The sequence below is a fragment of the Sphingobacterium prati genome (genome assembly GCF_013167215.1).
Taxonomy (GTDB): domain Bacteria; phylum Bacteroidota; class Bacteroidia; order Sphingobacteriales; family Sphingobacteriaceae; genus Sphingobacterium; species Sphingobacterium prati.
The window spans coordinates 134-18513 of the sequence record NZ_JABJWY010000016.1 but is presented as its reverse complement, the minus strand read 5'-3'; the positions used below and the strand labels follow the sequence as shown (position 1 = coordinate 18513).

The following is an 18380-nucleotide window of genomic DNA, read 5'->3' as shown; positions in this document are numbered from 1 at the left end:
GTTATTGATTGTTTATAATGTAAATAGATAATATTACCTTTTTGTTCTTTCTAATAATTTTCAATAACCTATCCTTTCCGATGGGAACACTATGATATTAGGATATCGCGGATGCGCCTGTATAGGTATTCTGCTGTGTGGCACGATTTGTACCAACTATCTTTGACCGATAGACATAAGATAACATCAGGATACCCAGTACAATAAGAGGCAATAACATATAGGTTATATTTTTATCCACGCAGGCATGACTGATAAAGGCAAATAACAAACTGAATGTTAATCCTGCATAAGCCCATTCTTTTAATTTAGCGTGAAACTGTGGAATGGCAATGGCAATGACTCCGAGCACTTTACAGATAATAAGGGTATAAGCAAAATAATCCGGGTAACCTAAAGGTTTGGTTCCTGCATTCACGTATTGCGGCGCAAATAGTAATGTGCCCAGTGGCATAGCGCCTTCCCAGATAACAATAAATATCGTCGCTATCCAGAAGATAATTTTTTTCTTTTTCATGATGTTGATATTTTAAGGTGATTAATTCGTTGATTCAACATGTTTTACAAAATTATTAAGGATTGACTGCCAGCCTTGTTGCTGTAATTCAGGATCATTCATTTGTTCTGCGTCGAACGTAGTGCTCATGATTGTCTTTCCATCTACTTCAGAAAAAAGCGTGCTTACTGTGCGACCATCTGACATGGTATAAGCGATTTTCCGATGCAACTCAACCTTATCGTAAGTTCCTTCAAAATTAAACCCAAAACTACCATCCTTCGCTTCCATGCGATTTTTAAAAGTGCCATTCACACGCAAGTCGTTTTGACTGCTCGGACAATGCCAGCTTGGATCTGCAGTATTCCATTGCATGATATCTGCAGGTGCGTTCCATTGCTGCCACACTTTCTCTACTGGTGCATTGATTATGGCTTCCACCTTGATTTTTGTTTGTCTTTCCATGATTTCTTTTTCTTTGTCTATAATGATATAGCAAAGATGCAAAGGATTTTAAAGGCCGGCGTATTGTAAAACCGACAACTTTAGGGGTGGATTACGACAAAAACAATTTGTACCTTTATCACATAAACCAAAAAGATATGCAAATCTCTGTTTTTGTTCCCCAATACGGTACTATTGAAGGCATTACGCCAGCATTTAGAACCTTTCATACAGCCAATGAATTTCTATCGGCTTTTGGAAAAAAACCGATATTCAACGTTGAGTATGTAGGTCTTAGTGAATATGTGCCGGCCAATAGTGGCGAGTACACCATAAAAACGAACCGTTTACTGCAAGATGTTGAACGTACCGATTTACTGATCATACCCCCTACTTTTGGTGATATAGACGCTGGTATAAGGGACAATGCCGAAGCAATACCCTATTTTAGAAAACTTCACTTAAGAGGTACCCGTTTGGCTAGCTTATGCGTAGGAGCATTTCTTCTGGCTGAAACAGGGCTGTTAAATGGAAAAAAATGCTCGACCCATTGGGCTTATATCAGTGAATTTAAGGAAAAATACCCCGAAATAGAAATCGAAGATGGCGCCGTTATTACCGAAAACGATAATATTTACAGCAGTGGTGGTGCCAGCAGCCTTTGGAATTTGATTCTGTATCTGGTCGAAAAGTTTTCTGACCGTGAAACGGCTATTATGATCGCTAAATATTTTGCGCTGGATATCAGTCGGGACAGTCAGTCTCAATTTGCCATATTCCGTGGACAGCGAAATCACGATGATGTGGATATCCAGAAAGCACAGGATTACATCGAACTGAAATATGAGGAAAGAATTATTGTTGAGGACCTTGCTAATTTTGTAAACATTGGCCGCAGGACTTTCGAACGTAGGTTTAAAGAAGCGACAAACAATACACCGGTAGAGTATATCCAGCGTGTGCGGATAGAGGCCGCCAAGAAATACTTTGAGGCGTCAAGGAAAAACGTCTCCCAGGTGATGTATGATGTCGGCTACACAGACACCAAAGCCTTTAGGGATATCTTCAAAAAAATAACAGGCCTTACCCCCATAGAGTATCGGAATAAATTTGCTAAAGTCGCCTAGGAGAGGAAATTTAACAGCAAAAAAATAACGCCATGACATAGGAACAAAAAACAACAAGCCACACAATTGTCGTGTGGCTTGCTGCTGCTGAATGCGCTTTATACTTACTTCTTCAACATCATTTCCCGTATGTACTTTACGGGGGAGTTGCCAAAACTTAAAAATTTCTCATTAAAGGCTTTCAGTTTAAATTGAGCACCCTCCTCCTTTTTAACAGCTTCTCTTAAATCATAGATTTCTTTATATCCCGTAAAATAGGATGTGAGCTGCACACTGCTAACCGATACTCTTTTCCACTTTCCAGCAGCTTCTGCCTGTTGTTGAAACGCTTCGTTGACTAGCAGGTGCATGGCATCCTGCTCACTCATATTCTTCACATGTACACTATAATCCAATATCGCATTACATACAGTACGCAGATGCCATTTATACCACATTAGCCACATTTCAGGCGCATTGTCGCCATAACCATTTTCCAACATCATCTGTTCGGTATATACCGCCCAGCCCTCGATCATCGCGCCGTTGCCTAAAACACTCTTGATTAAGCTAGGCGATTGATTGGCATACACCAGTTGCGTATAATGCCCAGGAATCGCCTCGTGAATATTCAAAATCTGCAAAATATAGTGATTGTATTCCCGCAAATAACTTTCTGCAGCTTCTTTGGTCCATCCAGCAAGACTACCAACATTGTAGTATGTGTTCCCTCCTTTATCATAGGGACCTGGAGCGCTAATAGAGGCTCCGGCCACACCAGCCATGTAGGCAGGTTCTTTCCGCACAACCAAAGGTTTGCTATCGTCTATGTATAGGAGATCCTTCTTTTTCACAAATTCCACCAATTTTGGTATCTGCGCTTCAATAGCAGACTGAAAATCTTCTGCTTTGACGTGGTTGACTGACAAGGTATCGATCATCTTGCGGATCAGCACCAAACTATCTGTGGGCTGTACCGTTTTTCCAAAATACGTTGGCCATAGTTCCTTACTGATTTTATACATTTCGGCATGTAAATAATGCTTACGTGCCACAGCCGCATCGTAAATCTCTGCCGCGGTAGATCCCGACTGGATGTCAAACTTAAACTTTTGATCGTATAACTCCTGACCCAACCTAAAACTTCGCGGTGATGGATTCGGATTCGTTTTTAAAAATGTGACAAATCCATTGATTGCCTTTACAGCCTGATCGGCTTTCGCTTGAATAGCTGCTTTTTCAGCTGCTGGAAGACTAGATTTTTTTAAAGAATCCCGCAGATCCGTTTCAAATACAGATAATCCGCCCAAATTTTGCTGTATGGCTAGATCTGTCAGTACTAAAGCTGGATTCTTGATCTGTCCTTTCGCGGCTTCATAATAGGCCGGAATTTTCGCCATACGCTGTTCAATAGCATGAAGGCGGTCGTGTAGTGGAGCATAGTTCTCTGCCAGCATAAAGGCGATGGTTCCGCTTACATTATAAGCAGAAGGGTTCCATTCGTACGCCTTTTCCTTTTCGATTGACCATACATTGGATTCCAGATAATTCTGGATCAAATGATAATCTGTCTGTTGCGAGAGATTCAGATCCTTCAAGTCAAAACTTTTCAGCTGATCGAGCTGTTGTTTCGAAAATTCCAAACGTAGTGTTCTGCTTTTTGCATCGGGTATCGTTAACAGCGAATCATATCGATGAAAACCTACCTGTGTAGCCCATTCTGGATTTTCTTTCCAGAGCTGCTCGATGAATCGATCTTCATAAGCTTTAAAATTCGCATTGGAGCTGGTATCCGCAAGTTTTTTTTGGGTATTGGACCCCGACCCACAGGATGCCAGGATTCCAAAACTCAGGATAGTAAACGTATATATTATCAGTTTCATTGGAGTAATTTGATTAAAAATAGCAATTGTTGTTGACTGTTGATCAATCACCTCAAGGATTTTACAATTAACCACAACAGCAGTATTGTTTCGATTGACAAAAAGATACCCCACTGACCAACAAAAAGATGTGTCTAGCAGCTCCATCGCCAATTTCAAGCTGCAAAGGTTATAGTCGCCTTCGGATAGATCTTGAAGATCTCATAAATTATTAGAATTTTATAAAAAAAATAAAACATAAACAACTAATAAACAGATATTTATAAAGAAATGAAAAAATATTTAAAGCCTTATGTCCAATTTCTTTAACTTCAATCATTATTGTAGTGTAAAACAGTTACACTTAAAACAATAATTAAAATGAAACAACGGATCAATTTTTTCGCGAAAGGCCAAAATGCTATGAAAGCTATGTTTGGATTGGGTGCTTATTTAGGTAAATGTGCAATCGAGCAAGAGCTTTTGCACCTCGTTTATTTTAGAGTATCACAGATTAATGGTTGTGCTTACTGCCTGGATATGCATTCAAAAGATCTGCTTGCCACTGGCGAAAATCCACAACGTCTATTTTTATTAGACGCTTGGCGTGAAGCACCACTCTACAGCGCACGCGAATGTGCTGCCTTGGAATGGGCCGAAGCAGTAACAAAAATAACGAATGGCGATGTACCTGACGAGGTTTATGCTATTGCTAACCAGGAGTTTTCTGAAGAAGAACTCATAGACCTGACTTTGGCCATAACAACAATCAATGCATACAATCGTTTTAATATTTCGTTCCGTACAGAGGCCGGTGGGTACAAGGTCGGCCAACATAAAGTGCAGACAACATAACAAGAGGTAAATAAATTTATTTAACAAATTAAACGTTAAGCATGAAAGATTTCATCTTATTATTTCGGCAGGCAGGCAATGAACAAGCTCTTTTGACCGAGGAAGAGATTTCCAAAATAAACAAAAAATGGCAGGATTGGATCGGTGAGATTGAAGCACAGGGCAAACTGTCCGACCATGGTTCAAGGCTCGAAAAAACTGGAAAGGTATTAAAACCGGGTGGAGTTATTACAGATGGTCCTTTTGTAGAGATTAGAGAAAGTCTGGGTGGATTTATTGTTATATCCGCAGAAAATCTTGAAGAAGCGACAACGTTGGCACATGGTTGTCCCATTTTAGAATCTAGCGGCAGTGTTGAAATCAGGGCACTTTTGGTTTAAAAAAAGCTAGGCAGTTGTATAAGATACAACTGCCTTATTTTGCATAATGGACTCCAACTTTTTAAAACAGCTTTTTCAGCAAGAATTCACCAAAATTGTTGCTGTGATTTCAAAGGGCTTTGGCCTACAACATATTGAAATTGCCGAAGATATTGTCAGTGAGACTTTTTTGCTGGCTACGGAATCATGGCAGGCAAAGGGTTTGCCTGCAAACCCAACCGCTTGGCTTTACACAGTAGCCAAACAAAAAACCTTAAGTCACTTTAGACGGAATAAAATTTTCGATGACAAGGTAGTTCCGGAAATACATCAAAATCAGATTGCCGTGGATTATACCGATGAATTTAGTTTCACGCAGGAAAACATCAAAGACAGTCAATTAAAGATGTTATTTGCTATCTGTACACCTGCGATTGCAAGTGAGGCCCAAATAGGTCTGGCACTGCGGATTCTTTGCGGTTTTGGTATTGAAGAAATTGCCGAAGCCTTTCTTTCAAACAAAGAAACCATCAACAAGCGGTTGTTTAGGGCAAAGGAGAAACTTCGCACAGAAAAAATCCAGCTTGAACTGCCATCAGAACAGGAAATCATCCAAAGGCTGGACAACGTATTGCATATTATATACCTCCTGTTTAACGAAGGGTACTACTCCAAGACCCAGAATCAGATTCTAAGAAAAGATCTTTGTATAGAAGCATTGCGCCTGGCGTTAATGTTGGCCGCATATGAAAAGACGAATGTCCCAAAAACAAACGCGCTCATCGCCTTAATCTGTTTTCACTCTTCACGCTTCGATGCCCGGCACAGTAATGACGGTGAATTTATTCTGTATGAACAGCAAAATGAGAAGCTTTGGAATCAAGCGTTAATCAATCAGGGAATTTATTTTTTGAATCAGTCCGCCATTGGAGATCAGCTGACCTCGTACCATATCGAAGCAAAAATTGCGCAATGGCATTGTGCAAAAGCAGATACGGTGGAAAAATGGAGCGAAATCCTTCAACTGTATGATCGTTTGCTATTGGTCAATTACTCGCCTAGCGCCGCACTCAACAGACTATTTGCCTTATCTAAAGCGAAAGGTGCAAAAACTGCGTTGGCCGAAGCCAAAAAGTTAAATCTAGCAGACAGCCACTTTTATTTCGCACTCTTAGGAGAACTTTATAAAGATATAGATCGACAAAAAGCAATCGCGAACTTTCAGCGCGCACAGGCATTGGCAAAAAACTCCCTGGAACAGGAAACTATCCAACGCAAGATCGCTATGCTTTGAAGTTCGCGATTGCTATACACTTTCAACTCGGCTAAGCCGACAGTCAGCCAATCAGCGGCTCTCTTTGGAGCTTTGCCAATAGGTTATAAATAAATCATAAAGTTCGTTAGGTTCGATCGCTATGACAGAAGCTGAGTACATGATATTTAGCTGTTGTGATGCTGCCTCATAAGCCATCTTCCATAACAAGGATGGAAGCCGGTCTTTATAATTCGGAGCATTATCTAATGTGACAACCACTAAGGTATCTCCCCCCACTTTCTGTAAGTTTATCCCTGTGACATCATGCCAATTTCCTATACCGAATGCTTTTGCCAATGGAGTTGTTTTTCCTGAGAAATGACTTTTATTTAATGTAATCTGAGCGGACTTGTCTCGAAGGTTTAATAAGCTGCTCACCAAAAGGATTAGCATAATAAGCAATGCTCCGCCCGAAAATACAGCGGGTTTAACTTTTAATTCACCGTCAAAGAGTCCAATACAGTACAACAAGATCAATAAAAGAACGATACAAATTACACCGGACATACTTAGAAGCTTAGCAGTTTTGCTTCTATTTCTATATAAGTTAGTCTCCTGATCCATCTTAGTTGCCCCAGTTTACATTGAGATTATGTTTTTCAGCATAGGCTTTTCCTAAAACATATACTTCGTCAAATGTTTTATCAATCCCGGGCATGTAATCTTGTTGTATTTTCTGAAGCAACTCCTGCTTTTTTTCAGCAGATCCCTTTGTATCACAAAGTTTAGCATATGCAGTATACTCATTTTTATAGACTGGCAGCACCTTTTCAAATAAGGCAATAGATTTTTCTTTTAGTGCTTTTGCATCATCATCCGAAACATTGAGTGCATTGATGTCTTTTAATGCTTTTTCTACTGTTTGGATCTTTATGTCTACGGATTTTTGCGCCTCATCACCTGTTTTTTTACTTGAGGGGATGTCGGCAAATTCAACGGTCTCCTGTTCGAGGCGTTTACCAAAACGGTCAGGAGCAAAATCGGCTACAAGATTGGTATTTAGAACAACTTTTCCGAAAAAATTTTCTGGGTTTGGAGCCTGACAAGCGGTAAATAATAGACTCGCCGACATGAAAATAACAAATAGTAAGTGCTTCATATAAATTTTTATTTTGTCCGAAATTACCTAATATTACTTAAACCGGCAAACCATCCCATGCTTCACTATTGCCTCCATAATAAGCTAAAACGACCATATATCGAGCTAACCCTGATATTATCTTTTGCATTTCACTTGACCAACACGCTAATTTTTAATATTTTAGCAATGAGAGAACAACAGATTAAAAACCGCTGATTATGGGCTTTGATATTAGTTACCATCCTATTTCTGAAGAACAGATTAATGCCTGGTACTTTGAATTGATTGCAAATCCAGAAAAAATAGAAAAGCTAGCATCCGAGTATCAAATTGAGGATTTCTATAAAACAAAATTTCAGGATACAGTAAATGCCGGTCGGGAAACGGATCAAAATGATTATTTCGACAAGACACACGGTTTCTTTATCGCCATTGTTCAAGGTTTTTTCGAAACTTACTTTTATGTCCGCGGCAGCGCATTATCTTTCTCGGCGAATAAACAGCTAGATTCCTATTACAAAAGATGGGAAGAATTTATTCCAGTAGAATCACTCACAACAAAAATACAAAATAGGCTGGTTGAAAATTATTGCTCAGGTGTGTATATTGCTGCCGATCAGGTAGTGCGCTTATTAGATGACTATCAGCACAATCCAGAAATTAAATCGGAATTGGATCAATTATTTTCTGAGGGGCGCATTGTCATTTTTTTAAAGGCATTGAATTTTGCCAAAGAGCGTGGTCTAGGCCTCCTGGAAGCTACAGAAGTTGTGGAGCCTCAGCCTTTTGATCTAAATGAGTCTAAAAGCTATTCTAATCTTTTTAACTGCGATAAAGAAGGCCCGCTACTCTATCAAACAGCAGCATACGAACAGATCAAAAACATCGAACAGCGTGATGGTCTCCCCGAAAATGAAGTCTTGCACAATGTAAAAATCGAAAAGGTACACGTAGAACCGCTAGAATCCGATACACAGAAGACAACTAGAGTCGCCAAAAAGGAAAACTTTTGGAAACGATTATTTGGTTAATATTAGCACAAAAAGAAACGATGAGCCAAATTCCTGCCACACATTCACCTGACAATGAAATCGTCAGCTCCAGGATCGTACATGCAGCGATAGACAAGGTCTTTGAGGCATGCGCCAATCCCGTTCATTTGGAAAATTGGTGGGGCCCGGACGGATTTACCAATACGTTTGAAGAATTTGACTTTAGGCCTGGTGGGCGATGGAAATTTATCATGCATGCCCCCGATAATGGAAACTATCAAAATGAATGTATTTTTTCAGAAATCATTTACCCCAAATTAATTACCTGGGATCGGCTATCTAAACCTCTTTTTCGAATGGAGCTCTCCCTATCTGATATTGCTCCGGGTAAAACGAAATTCGGCTTCCGAATGATCTTTGATAGCCCACAAGAATGCAACAAGATCAAAAGCTTTGTTATCAATAAAAATGAAGAAAACTTTGATCGCCTTGAACGTGAATTAAAAACAATGATTTGATTATTTTCGTCCAATAATTTTATTTACTGCCATGTACATTGCCTTTGTCCTAATCGTTGCTTTTTTCGCAGGATTAAATTATTTACTTCGTTCCGCTATCAAAAAACAACATAAAAAGATATCTTCTGTTGAATATACTGTGATCATTGGCTACATCCTGTCCATGGCGCTCTTTGGAGCTGGTCTGTTCACACATTCCAGTCAATTTCATGAGGCTGTCGATCCTGTTGATGGCGACTGTTACTTACCTTTCGGTGGAAAACATGCCTTATCATTGTTTATCTATTTTGTTGCTTTCAACGTCGCTATACTCGCTATTTGGATAAAAGGCCGAAAAATACCTCCGATTCCTTTAGTCCTGGCCCTTATTATTTTGATGTTAGGATCTATAATCAGTATCTTTGTACTGACTCAGGTGAGCTATCACGATACATCCACCTTGAGTAGTTATGTCGGTAATGAAGGAACATTCTATTTTATTTTCACACCACTTTTCTGCTTCTGCTTTGGTATAGGTTTTATCTGGAAGATCATTCAGGAGGAGAAGGCAACAGCGATCCACAGAACTTATCGAAATCCTATACTAAACAAGGTCAATGAGCAGCTTGCATCCAAGCTCGACTATCCTGTATGGGCGCTGATCTTGCTCGTTCCTTGTTTTGCCATCATGACCGCTCTTCTGATCCTATTTGGTCAGGACAGCGACTCAATGGCCAAAGTATTTACAGAAACCACCACCTGGGCTTTTTCTCAAAAAATGCACCCACCAGTGTTAGATCACCGTGGACATTACCTCTGTACCGTAGCTGCACAAGGTAATCCAACAATTGTAAAACCGTTGCGTTTGGGCAAACGGCACGGGAATACGATCATCGTTAACCGTCAACTATTGATAGCCAACGCCTTTGAAGAGATTTTAAGTGATCTATCCCCAAGCTTGCATCGTTATGTACGTTATTTTTACGACAGATACGGATATAACATCTCCATTAAAATCAACTCTACCTGGGCATCAAACCTAACATATAGGGCAATGAAACCACTGGAATACATTTTTCTCTTCTTTCTCTATATGCTATATGTAGAACCCGAGAAGAAAATCGCCAAGCAATACACATAATCATTTTCAATCTTTACATCCTTCAATTAAGCACCTTTATTGGAGCATTGCAGGACCATGACATTTTTTATATGGATCAGACAAACTATTTTATTGTCCTAACCGGAGGGCCCGGTGTCGGCAAAACCACCTTACTCAATAAACTACAAAAAGAAGGCTATAGAACCGTGCCCGAAGAAGCACGTAGAATCATTCGAGAACAATCGCAGAGCAATAGCGATGGCTTACCTTGGAAAAATAAGCAATACTATGCCACACTCATGCTGATTGCATCCAATGCTAGTTTTCGGAATGAAATAACAGAAAACGCCCAACAGCAACAGTATGTTTTTTTTGACCGTGGTATTCCTGATACACTGGCCTATATCGAAATGGAGAACCTTACTGTTGCAGCACCACTACTTGAAGAGGCTAGAACATATCGTTATCATAAAAAAATCTTTATCCTTCCGCCATGGCAAGAAATTTATGAAACTGATCATGAGCGAAAACAAACCTGGGAAGAAGCTGAAGCGGCATTCAAACAGATGAAAAGTGTATATAAGCGACTTGGATATGAGGTCACAGAAGTACCGAAAACAACGGTCGAACAACGTTATCAATTTATATGTAAATCGCTCGGGTTAGTCGGTCATTGATCTTTCATTAGCGTTTCTATGCGACGGTCTGGAATTAGCCACATAACGGCCACCGTACCGTACATCAGCAGACTAATGTATGGATTTATAAAAGATATGCCGATTCCAAGAAAATACAATGCTGTAGAAATGTTTTCTTTGGTCTTTGATTTGACAGCTCGTTTTAAAGCGTACTCTTCACCTTCCGTCTGGATCACAAAATATTCAACAATATTGTAGGCTATGGAACACATGATCAATACAACTCCATAAGCAATAATTGGATCACGTTCAAAATGGGATTCACCAATCCAGTTGGTGGTCACAGGCATCAAGGAGAGCCAAAATAAAAGGTGTAAATTCCCCCATAGTACTTTCCCATTGACTTTCTGAACAATCTGAAACAAATGATGATGGTTATTCCAATACAACCCGACGTAGACAAACTGACCACATAGGAAATGATTTTTGGGAACAGCGGTTTTAAACTCGCAAAAGTGTACCCCTCTGGTACTTTTAGCTCAAGTACCATAATGGTAATAATGATGGCCAGCACACCATCACTGAATGCCTCCAGCCGGCTTTTAGTCATTTTTATACATCGGTTTTAAAAATTGATATTGCAAACCTAGACGAAATACATTCAATCGTGCCGGTCCGAGATTGGCGCCAAGTATTCCATCGTGATAATCCTTCAAGCCCCAAGAATAGCCTGCAAAAACTGTATAGTGCTCGTAATTAACATTAAATTGTAGTCGTGGACGGATATCCACATCGATTACCTTCCCTCGATCGTGGGTAAAACTTGTTTTATCGCCATTCTTTTCCTCAATACTTCCATCTTCATTGATACTCAACGTCTTCGCTATATCAACGCCGAATTGCATATCCATTGTCATCGGTTCAAATATTACACGATAGCCAAGGAAGGGATTAAAATTCAAAAATTGCTGATTGAGTTTAGTCAGCCCACGGCTACCATTTACAAATTCGCTACCTTCTAGGTCAACCTTTGTTTGCAATCGTTCAAAAGCTCCTTCCACGCCTAAAAGAAAATTATTTGCAAAAACATAACGGTAATTCACTGCGCCACCCAAATTGATTCCATATTTTTTACCGTAAGGATTATTGGTATAATAATCCTGCTGACCAGAACCATTTAAAGTGCTTTTAGCGATGCTTCCAGATCCCGTAAAATTGGAGACACCAGAAGTTACACCGAGACGAAGTTCATGAGATTGTGAAAAAGCCGCAAAGGGCACGGTACAGGCTATACATGCAAGAAGTAAAAATCTCTTCATCATAAAAAATATAAAAACAATCTAAAATTAAGAAAATTTAGGCGATTCAAGTTACATTGCCATTTTATTTTTTATACTATTATTTTTTGTTCCATCATGCAGTATATTCTGTCAAATTCAGGTAGTGAAATAAGTCCTTCTTTTCACATTTCTTGAACTACATCAATGGAATTGAATCAAATGGACCTTAATTTTGTTGTATTAGAATCAAAGGAATACATCATATGAAATATATCTTAGAGAATCCTGTCAGCGGTCATATTGGCCGACAAAAATATAAAACGACCATCCTGTGGCGCAACGGCGAATTTATTACCGATGAACCGGAAAAATTGGGTGGAAAAGATCTCGGTCCTGACCCATACACTCTACTGGTTTCTTCCCTCGTTTCCTGTACATTGGCAACCTTACGGATGTATATTGACAGAAAAGGACTTCCTATTGATGAAATTCAGGTCACAGCCAATATGTACTTACGAATTGAAAAGGAGCAAGTGGTAACCTATTTTGAACGAGAAATTTCGTTCGGGCAGGCGGTAGAAGAAAACATGGTGTTACGACTACAACAAATTGCTGATGAATGTCCGATTTCTAAGATATTAAAGGGGAATGCCGTTGTGAATACAATCATGAAAACAAACTAGCAGATGAAGAATTTAATCATTATTGTGTTTGGCAAAAACGAAGAAATTCTCCAAACGCTGAAGCGTATCATAGGGGGTACAAATGGTTGGCAGGCCATCATTCATCAGGATCTCGCCACTTGTAAAGAATACCTCTCCAATTACCCAAGCGACATACTGTTGTTGAGTTCTGGTTTATCGGATCAGGATGAAACTGAAATCGTAAATCATCTTGCTTATTTAGACCATACAATTGGCTTGATAAAACATTATGGTGGTGGAAGCGGGCTTTTAAAAAACGAAATATATAGTTTATTCCCAGATTTGGTTCTTAACAAATAATTGAATTCGAGAAAAAGAGCTCGATTTTTTTAGAAAAGCTATTATTAACGATCTCTATTCTTTTTGTAAAACACAGCAAGCTTTAAATTCTCAATACATCTTATTTATTAAACTAGTTCAATGATAATTAATCCTTAGCAGGCTAATTTTGAACTCATAAATTGCAAAACCATGAATAGACAAAACTTTATAAAAAAAGGGCTTTTAGGTTCCGGAATATTTGCAGCGAGCGCTGCTTCAGCAGGTGTTCTAAGAAATGAAATCGACGAAATACAACCTTTGGAAACACTGGATGCTGACACTGTACATTATAATTCAGATCAATTGGAAAACCATAGTGTATTACATAAAGCAACGAGCCGAGGTTATGCAGATCACGGCTGGTTGCAGAGTAACCATACCTTTAGTTTTGCAAATTACCATAATCCCGAACGTATGCATTTCGGTGTACTCCGGGTGCTTAATGATGATATTGTTGCCGAAGGCCGCGGATTCGGATTGCACCCGCACGACAATATGGAAATCATCAGTATCCCTTTGGAAGGTGATCTCGAACATGAAGATAGTATGGGCAATCAGGCGATCATCCGGAAAGGTGATATTCAGGTAATGAGTGCGGGAACAGGCATCATGCATAGTGAATACAATAAAAACACTGATCAAATTGTTAAATTTCTACAGATCTGGGTATATCCAAACCAACGCAATGTAGCACCACGATACGATCAGATCACATTGGATAGATCACAAAGACACAATAAATTTCAACAGATCCTTTCCCCTGATCCGGCAGATGAAGGCGTGTGGATACATCAGGATGCTTGGTTTCATATGGGTAATTTCGACAAAGGTATCGAAACAAATTACAAAGTTAAACAAGCTGGAAATGGTGTTTATATTTTCGTCATCAGCGGAAGTGCCAACGTAGCGGGACAAGAATTGGGGACGAGAGATGGCTTTGGCATTTGGGATGTTTCGGAAATTAAACTCACGGCTACTTCGGCCGATACTGAAATCCTTCTGATGGACCTCAACATGATATTAAATTAATGAAATAGTTTTGAAGCTACAAAATATCCATTGATAGAATCGTTTTATAGCTATTATCGGTCAGGTTAGAAGTAAGCCCCAATAAAGCTATGCTGCTGATCGGATTACTACTGCATAAGAAAGGGGAATGTTAACATTCCCCTTTCATTTATTCGCATTGCAAAATATACCTTAAAAACTGATCGAATTGAGTTTTTTATCAACTAGAATACCGTCTATCGCTTTTAAATTAAAGTTAACATTACGTTTGGCTTTCAATTTGATCTTAAAAAGCACTTCCGAGCCATTCAGTGTTTCTTTATTGCCCAAATTCACAAAAGTAGGATACAACGCTTTACTTCCGTTTGTATGAAGACGGTCATTGGTATAGTTGTTCATTTCCTTCAAATGTAGCGCATCTATTCCCATAAACTCAAAATCACCCTGATTATAAGGCAATGCGAAGCTAAGCGCATTCACTGCTTTAAGGTTTTCTCCGCTCACTGCAATTTCAACGATATCACCAGATTTCATAGCTGTCTTGGATACCGTCAATTTCAGCTTACCGCCAACTTTCTCCTCTTTGCCTGATTTGGCCCCGCCTTCGATCGACACGGCAACATTTGAGATATCATAGGCATCAATCAAATTATTTTTATTAACATCACCATTACTCACATAGCCTTCAAAATCACCATCCCCCATTCTTAATCCGGTATAATTAATATAAGAAGTCAGATCATTATGGTCGATCAGGCGATCGTTGTTGATATCGCCGGGTAAATAGCTAGTCGATCCAGGCACCTTAAAGACATAGAGCTCACGGCCTGAACCGAAGCCGCCGACAGCCTCCGAAACCGAAATCTTAATAAAGCGCGCAACAGGATGCTGACCAAAACTAAAGCCTTTCATTTCACCATCGCGTTTCCACTCAAAATTTCCAGCCTCAGACCAGGTATCTTTATCGTTGCTATAGAATACTTTACCTTTTAAAATGATACCGTTACCACCATCTGTCCGAGGAAGGTACTCGAACTTATCCAGCTGATTGACGGATTTCAGATCTAGCGTAATATCAAACGGAACGGCAGTTTGGCCCCATTTGGTATGCCATATATCGCCTTCGTCATAGTTGAACAGTTTATTGATACCGTTCCCCCCTTGATTGTCTACAGAGGTCTCTGCTTTAATACCTTCGATCGCAAACTCCAACGGATTAGCTTTTGTTTTTGCACTAAATGTACGCCAATCAGAAACACCAGCTTTGTTAACGGATCTAATTTTAAAATTATATTCAGTCTCTGCATCCAGCCCTTCAAACAACAATTGATTATCTTTAATGGTCGAGTATATCAGATCATTAAACCCAATCTCATAATAGTCTGCATTGGCAACCTTCTCCCATGTTGGCGTTAATGTGTAGGCTTCGGTATTACTATCCGTTACTTTTGCCGTGGGAGGTGTAAGCGCTCCTGTTTGTGCCAAATACGTGTCATTAGGCTTGAATCTGAATCCATCTACTTGTATTTCAAGTGCTGCTGATGACACATCCTGCTTACCGATACGCACCAATATCATCGGATTTTTGATCAAGTTAACCTTTTCAAATTCGGATCCTTTTGTTGCAAACTGATTCAGATTGGGTTGTGCATCATAAAAGTAGGCATTTTCCAATGCCTTAAACTCATCCAGTGAATGTGCCGCTTGAAGTTTTATCGCTTTTTTATTGACTTTAGCAGTCACTTTCTTCGGAGCAGCGGTTACATTAAAATGAACTTCGGTCCCTTTCACTTTTTCGAATCCCTCAAATTCACCCTCTGATGGCGCTATTGTAAACAGCACTTTGCTGTCTTTCTGTATGGAAGAAATCTTTGTATTGACGCCTTTTCCATAACGATAAGCTTCTGTTTTTCCATCGTCATCATATTCCGTGAATTCAGAATTTCCAAAGGGATATATCTCGTAAACACGTTGATCCTTTTTGATTTCCTGCACGTTATTGTTCGGGTTCGTAACCGGAATAATGGCTCCATTTTTGACAAAAACCGGTAGTTTCCAAATTGGTACATCAAAATTATTGATGATACGTCCACCGGTATATTTTTCACCGCTGAAGTAATCTATCCATTCTCCGTCAGGTAAATAGATACCGTTTCGGATGTCATTGCCTTTCTCATCTACACGAGTCTCCTGATAGATCGGTGCTACCAAAAAGTTCGGCCCATACAAATACTGATATTGTGTCGCCTTTCCAAGTGTGTACTGATTTGCCTGCTCCAAAAACATCGCACGAATTATCGGCAGGCCATCGACGGCTTGTTTGGCTATACTATAGCTATAAGGAACTAATTGAGATTTCAGTTTCAGGTAAAGACGGTTGATGGAAGTCGCAGGTTCTCCCAAAGCATGTGGATACTTTTCGTTGGATCCCCAGCCATCCATATTCAATTCCATCGGTGTCCAGGTTTTCCATTGAAAGTCCCGAATGTTCACCTTAAAGTTTTTTCCACCAAAGATTCCATCCATGTCCGAAGTGATATTTGGTTGTCCGGAAAGTCCTGAACCAATATACGTCGGAATATGGAATCGAATATATTCCCAAACCCCGCCAGTCTGATCTCCCGACCAAATACTGGCATAGCGTTGTGTTCCTGCCCAACCATCCAATGAAATAATAAACGGTCGTGCATTGTTACCATAATAAGGCATTGTATGGCCCACATCAGCAACACCATTTAAGCCGAAGGAATAACCAGGCCCCACCCAGGCGACGTCTGTCTTTAATACCCGGACACCCGCATCACGTACTTCCTTTACAATATCTCTTTGCAGTAATGCACTAATACTGTCTTTAGGATGCAAGTCAGACTGCGTCCATAAACCAATTTCCACGCCATTTTTACGAGCGTAATCGCCAAATTCTTTGAGGTTCCTAATGTTACCATCCAATGTTTCAGTCTGACCATAGCCCGCACCATAGCCATCATTTGGTAGAATCCAACCCAAAGGCATATCATGCGCTTTATAGCGATCTATAACAGCACGGGCCGAAAATTGGTAATTTCCCTTTTCGCCATTCAAGGATTCTTTTGTGCCACCATTTTCTTTTTGACTTTCTTTATAGCGTTTTCCATCCTCAAACAGAATCCCCTTTTCATCCTCCTGCCAAAAATCTCTATTATATGCATTGAGGTGCCCCTCATACAAGCCAAATTTTGGCAGAAGTATTGGATTACCGGTTAACTGGTAAAAATCATTGAGTAAGGGTACCATACCATCATCAATCATAAAAAAGACATCCAGATAATCGGTTTCATGAGATAATCTTACGGTACCTTTCGTCTTCGCTCCAAAAGCGTAATTCCCTTTTTTGAATGTATGCCACATAAACCCATAGCCATTGGTTGACCAAAAATAAGGTGTAGGCGATGCGACCCCACCGTCAGTCCAGCTATTTTGATTTTCGATTGCGATTGTCTTTCCTTTATGGGAGAACCGCCCATTTTGAACGCCCCCGCCGAAAAAGTACTCATCCTTATTTTCTTTCAATTCTAAGGTTACCTGTTTAGGTTCAAAAACAATAGGTTTTAAACTTTCTACGACAACTTTATTGGTCTTAAGGTTTATGATACTAAAATAAGACGTCTGTTTATCTATAGCGAACACAATGTCTTTGGTTGTTATTGTAGCACGATTTCCTTCGTCTTTTACCTTCAGCTCATTCACTGCTTTGCGAGGTTGTTCAACAAGGATTTTCGCATCAGGTTTTGCTTCCGGATCACGGACAATACCACCGTGTATATCCTGAAACATTCTGAAAATATGATCTCCATAGAAATCCAATGTGACTCTTTGGTTGTTTTCATATACAATCTCCACTGTTGTTGGATTAATTTGCTGTACAGCAATAATTTTACTAACAGCAGCAGTTTGTTCTATCTTATAATTAGCAGTCAGATGAGTCGTCGCACTGGCCTTATTCAATTGAAAAATAAACGGAGAAGCCAATCCCACCAATAAACTAAACTGCGCCTTTGTACTCCAAAAAGATATCCTCATGTGTATGATTTATAATAATAAATAGCATTGCTGCATTTTCATCCTTAAGACGCTGGCAAAATGCCGTTAAATTAACATAACAATAATACAATAGTAAATCCAAGTAAAAAAGGGATTGCGAAATGCAAACGATTGTCCAATAATAATGTTGCAGGAGTTAAGTGAACCGAGCAGATCTTTTCCATCGTTCCGACCCGGTGTCTCTTCTGAAAAGAAATCTAAAAAAGTATGCAAACGCAAGAAGCCCTTGACTGTTTCCAG

At 39.6% G+C, this 18380-nt stretch carries 19 protein-coding genes and 1 pseudogene; 11 read left to right on the top strand and 9 right to left on the bottom strand.

What is annotated here, in order from left to right; all coding sequences use genetic code 11:
• Window positions 1-97: 97 nt before the first annotated feature.
• A complete protein-coding gene (locus HPC41_RS03830; protein ID WP_172392659.1) occupies window positions 98-517 on the bottom strand; it encodes a DoxX family protein in 420 nt (139 codons plus the stop codon).
• Between the two features lie 21 nt (window positions 518-538).
• A complete protein-coding gene (locus HPC41_RS03825) occupies window positions 539-961 on the bottom strand; it encodes an SRPBCC family protein (RefSeq protein ID WP_172392658.1) in 423 nt (140 codons plus the stop codon).
• Between the two features lie 137 nt (window positions 962-1098).
• Here HPC41_RS03825 and HPC41_RS03820 point away from each other — a divergent pair, with 137 nt between their 5' ends.
• The gene (locus HPC41_RS03820; protein ID WP_172392657.1) at window positions 1099-2067 is read left to right on the top strand and encodes a GlxA family transcriptional regulator; all 969 of its coding nucleotides are present in this window, start codon (window positions 1099-1101) and stop codon (window positions 2065-2067) included.
• Between the two features lie 104 nt (window positions 2068-2171).
• On the opposite strand, the gene HPC41_RS03815 is transcribed toward HPC41_RS03820, so the two are convergent.
• A complete protein-coding gene (locus tag HPC41_RS03815) occupies window positions 2172-3929 on the bottom strand; it encodes a DUF885 domain-containing protein (RefSeq protein ID WP_172392656.1) in 1758 nt (585 codons plus the stop codon).
• Window positions 3930-4289: 360 nt separating this feature from the next.
• On the opposite strand from HPC41_RS03815, the gene HPC41_RS03810 reads away from it, so the two are divergent.
• Genes HPC41_RS03810 through HPC41_RS03800 form a run of 3 tightly spaced genes read left to right on the top strand, consistent with a single transcriptional unit; the run spans window position 4290 to window position 6416 of the window.
• Window positions 4290-4763 (top strand): carboxymuconolactone decarboxylase family protein, encoded by a 474-nt coding sequence (locus HPC41_RS03810; RefSeq protein WP_172392655.1) that lies wholly within the window; start codon window positions 4290-4292, stop codon window positions 4761-4763.
• 41 nt (window positions 4764-4804) lie between these two features.
• Window positions 4805-5143 (top strand): YciI family protein, encoded by a 339-nt coding sequence (locus HPC41_RS03805; RefSeq protein ID WP_172392654.1) that lies wholly within the window; start codon window positions 4805-4807, stop codon window positions 5141-5143.
• A gap of 46 nt (window positions 5144-5189) precedes the next feature.
• Window positions 5190-6416: an RNA polymerase sigma factor gene (locus tag HPC41_RS03800; protein WP_172392653.1), complete on the top strand. Its 1227-nt coding sequence runs from the start codon at window positions 5190-5192 to the stop codon at window positions 6414-6416.
• A 51-nt stretch (window positions 6417-6467) separates the two neighbouring features.
• On the opposite strand, the gene HPC41_RS03795 is transcribed toward HPC41_RS03800, so the two are convergent.
• Window positions 6468-6944, bottom strand: a complete 477-nt coding sequence (locus HPC41_RS03795) for a hypothetical protein (RefSeq protein WP_172392652.1) — start codon at window positions 6942-6944, stop codon at window positions 6468-6470.
• Between the two features lie 58 nt (window positions 6945-7002).
• Complete coding sequence (locus HPC41_RS03790; protein ID WP_172392651.1) at window positions 7003-7536, bottom strand: hypothetical protein; 534 nt, start codon at window positions 7534-7536, stop codon at window positions 7003-7005.
• A 200-nt stretch (window positions 7537-7736) separates the two neighbouring features.
• Here HPC41_RS03790 and HPC41_RS03785 point away from each other — a divergent pair, with 200 nt between their 5' ends.
• The 4 genes from HPC41_RS03785 to HPC41_RS03770 all read left to right on the top strand — a co-directional run bounded on the left by HPC41_RS03785 (window position 7737) and on the right by HPC41_RS03770 (window position 10786).
• Window positions 7737-8549, top strand: coding sequence for a hypothetical protein (locus tag HPC41_RS03785; protein ID WP_172392650.1), 813 nt, complete (start codon window positions 7737-7739; stop codon window positions 8547-8549).
• Window positions 8550-8569: 20 nt separating this feature from the next.
• Window positions 8570-9028 (top strand): SRPBCC family protein, encoded by a 459-nt coding sequence (locus HPC41_RS03780; protein ID WP_172392649.1) that lies wholly within the window; start codon window positions 8570-8572, stop codon window positions 9026-9028.
• Between the two features lie 13 nt (window positions 9029-9041).
• Window positions 9042-10148, top strand: coding sequence for a DUF6688 domain-containing protein (locus HPC41_RS03775; protein ID WP_474754050.1), 1107 nt, complete (start codon window positions 9042-9044; stop codon window positions 10146-10148).
• A 71-nt stretch (window positions 10149-10219) separates the two neighbouring features.
• A complete protein-coding gene (locus HPC41_RS03770; RefSeq protein ID WP_172392647.1) occupies window positions 10220-10786 on the top strand; it encodes an AAA family ATPase in 567 nt (188 codons plus the stop codon).
• Here the strand turns inward: HPC41_RS03770 and HPC41_RS03765 are convergent.
• Window positions 10780-11297 (bottom strand): annotated as a pseudogene (locus HPC41_RS03765) (TMEM175 family protein). The gene HPC41_RS03770 and the pseudogene HPC41_RS03765 sit on opposite strands and share 7 nt — an antisense overlap.
• Before the next feature lie 52 nt (window positions 11298-11349).
• Complete coding sequence (locus tag HPC41_RS03760; protein ID WP_172392646.1) at window positions 11350-12069, bottom strand: outer membrane beta-barrel protein; 720 nt, start codon at window positions 12067-12069, stop codon at window positions 11350-11352.
• Window positions 12070-12290: 221 nt separating this feature from the next.
• On the opposite strand from HPC41_RS03760, the gene HPC41_RS03755 reads away from it, so the two are divergent.
• The 3 genes from HPC41_RS03755 to HPC41_RS03745 all read left to right on the top strand — a co-directional run bounded on the left by HPC41_RS03755 (window position 12291) and on the right by HPC41_RS03745 (window position 14081).
• Entirely contained in the window at window positions 12291-12710 is a 420-nt protein-coding gene (locus HPC41_RS03755) for an OsmC family protein (protein WP_172392645.1), read from the top strand.
• Between the two features lie 3 nt (window positions 12711-12713).
• Entirely contained in the window at window positions 12714-13031 is a 318-nt protein-coding gene (locus tag HPC41_RS03750; protein ID WP_172392644.1) for a hypothetical protein, read from the top strand.
• Between the two features lie 171 nt (window positions 13032-13202).
• Complete coding sequence (locus HPC41_RS03745) at window positions 13203-14081, top strand: pirin family protein (RefSeq protein ID WP_172392643.1); 879 nt, start codon at window positions 13203-13205, stop codon at window positions 14079-14081.
• Between the two features lie 171 nt (window positions 14082-14252).
• On the opposite strand, the gene HPC41_RS03740 is transcribed toward HPC41_RS03745, so the two are convergent.
• Window positions 14253-18119: a TIM-barrel domain-containing protein gene (locus HPC41_RS03740; protein ID WP_172392642.1), complete on the bottom strand. Its 3867-nt coding sequence runs from the start codon at window positions 18117-18119 to the stop codon at window positions 14253-14255.
• A 66-nt stretch (window positions 18120-18185) separates the two neighbouring features.
• Window positions 18186-18380 (bottom strand): hypothetical protein (locus HPC41_RS25025; RefSeq protein ID WP_216660651.1); only part of this gene is annotated, 195 nt, incomplete at its 5' end.

Excerpts from the sequence above, each read along its gene's own strand:
- HPC41_RS03830 (WP_172392659.1), bottom strand. The coding sequence starts at position 517 with ATGAAAAAGAAAAAAATTATCTTCTGGATAGCGACGATATTTATTGTT.
- HPC41_RS03825 (WP_172392658.1), bottom strand. The coding sequence starts at position 961 with ATGGAAAGACAAACAAAAATCAAGGTGGAAGCCATAATCAATGCACCA.
- HPC41_RS03820 (WP_172392657.1), top strand. The coding sequence starts at position 1,099 with ATGCAAATCTCTGTTTTTGTTCCCCAATACGGTACTATTGAAGGCATT.
- HPC41_RS03815 (WP_172392656.1), bottom strand. The coding sequence starts at position 3,929 with ATGAAACTGATAATATATACGTTTACTATCCTGAGTTTTGGAATCCTG.
- HPC41_RS03810 (WP_172392655.1), top strand. The coding sequence starts at position 4,290 with ATGAAACAACGGATCAATTTTTTCGCGAAAGGCCAAAATGCTATGAAA.
- HPC41_RS03805 (WP_172392654.1), top strand. The coding sequence starts at position 4,805 with ATGAAAGATTTCATCTTATTATTTCGGCAGGCAGGCAATGAACAAGCT.
- HPC41_RS03800 (WP_172392653.1), top strand. The coding sequence starts at position 5,190 with ATGGACTCCAACTTTTTAAAACAGCTTTTTCAGCAAGAATTCACCAAA.
- HPC41_RS03795 (WP_172392652.1), bottom strand. The coding sequence starts at position 6,944 with ATGTCCGGTGTAATTTGTATCGTTCTTTTATTGATCTTGTTGTACTGT.
- HPC41_RS03790 (WP_172392651.1), bottom strand. The coding sequence starts at position 7,536 with ATGAAGCACTTACTATTTGTTATTTTCATGTCGGCGAGTCTATTATTT.
- HPC41_RS03785 (WP_172392650.1), top strand. The coding sequence starts at position 7,737 with ATGGGCTTTGATATTAGTTACCATCCTATTTCTGAAGAACAGATTAAT.
- HPC41_RS03780 (WP_172392649.1), top strand. The coding sequence starts at position 8,570 with ATGAGCCAAATTCCTGCCACACATTCACCTGACAATGAAATCGTCAGC.
- HPC41_RS03770 (WP_172392647.1), top strand. The coding sequence starts at position 10,220 with ATGGATCAGACAAACTATTTTATTGTCCTAACCGGAGGGCCCGGTGTC.
- HPC41_RS03760 (WP_172392646.1), bottom strand. The coding sequence starts at position 12,069 with ATGATGAAGAGATTTTTACTTCTTGCATGTATAGCCTGTACCGTGCCC.
- HPC41_RS03755 (WP_172392645.1), top strand. The coding sequence starts at position 12,291 with ATGAAATATATCTTAGAGAATCCTGTCAGCGGTCATATTGGCCGACAA.
- HPC41_RS03750 (WP_172392644.1), top strand. The coding sequence starts at position 12,714 with ATGAAGAATTTAATCATTATTGTGTTTGGCAAAAACGAAGAAATTCTC.
- HPC41_RS03745 (WP_172392643.1), top strand. The coding sequence starts at position 13,203 with ATGAATAGACAAAACTTTATAAAAAAAGGGCTTTTAGGTTCCGGAATA.
- HPC41_RS03740 (WP_172392642.1), bottom strand. The coding sequence starts at position 18,119 with ATGAGGATATCTTTTTGGAGTACAAAGGCGCAGTTTAGTTTATTGGTG.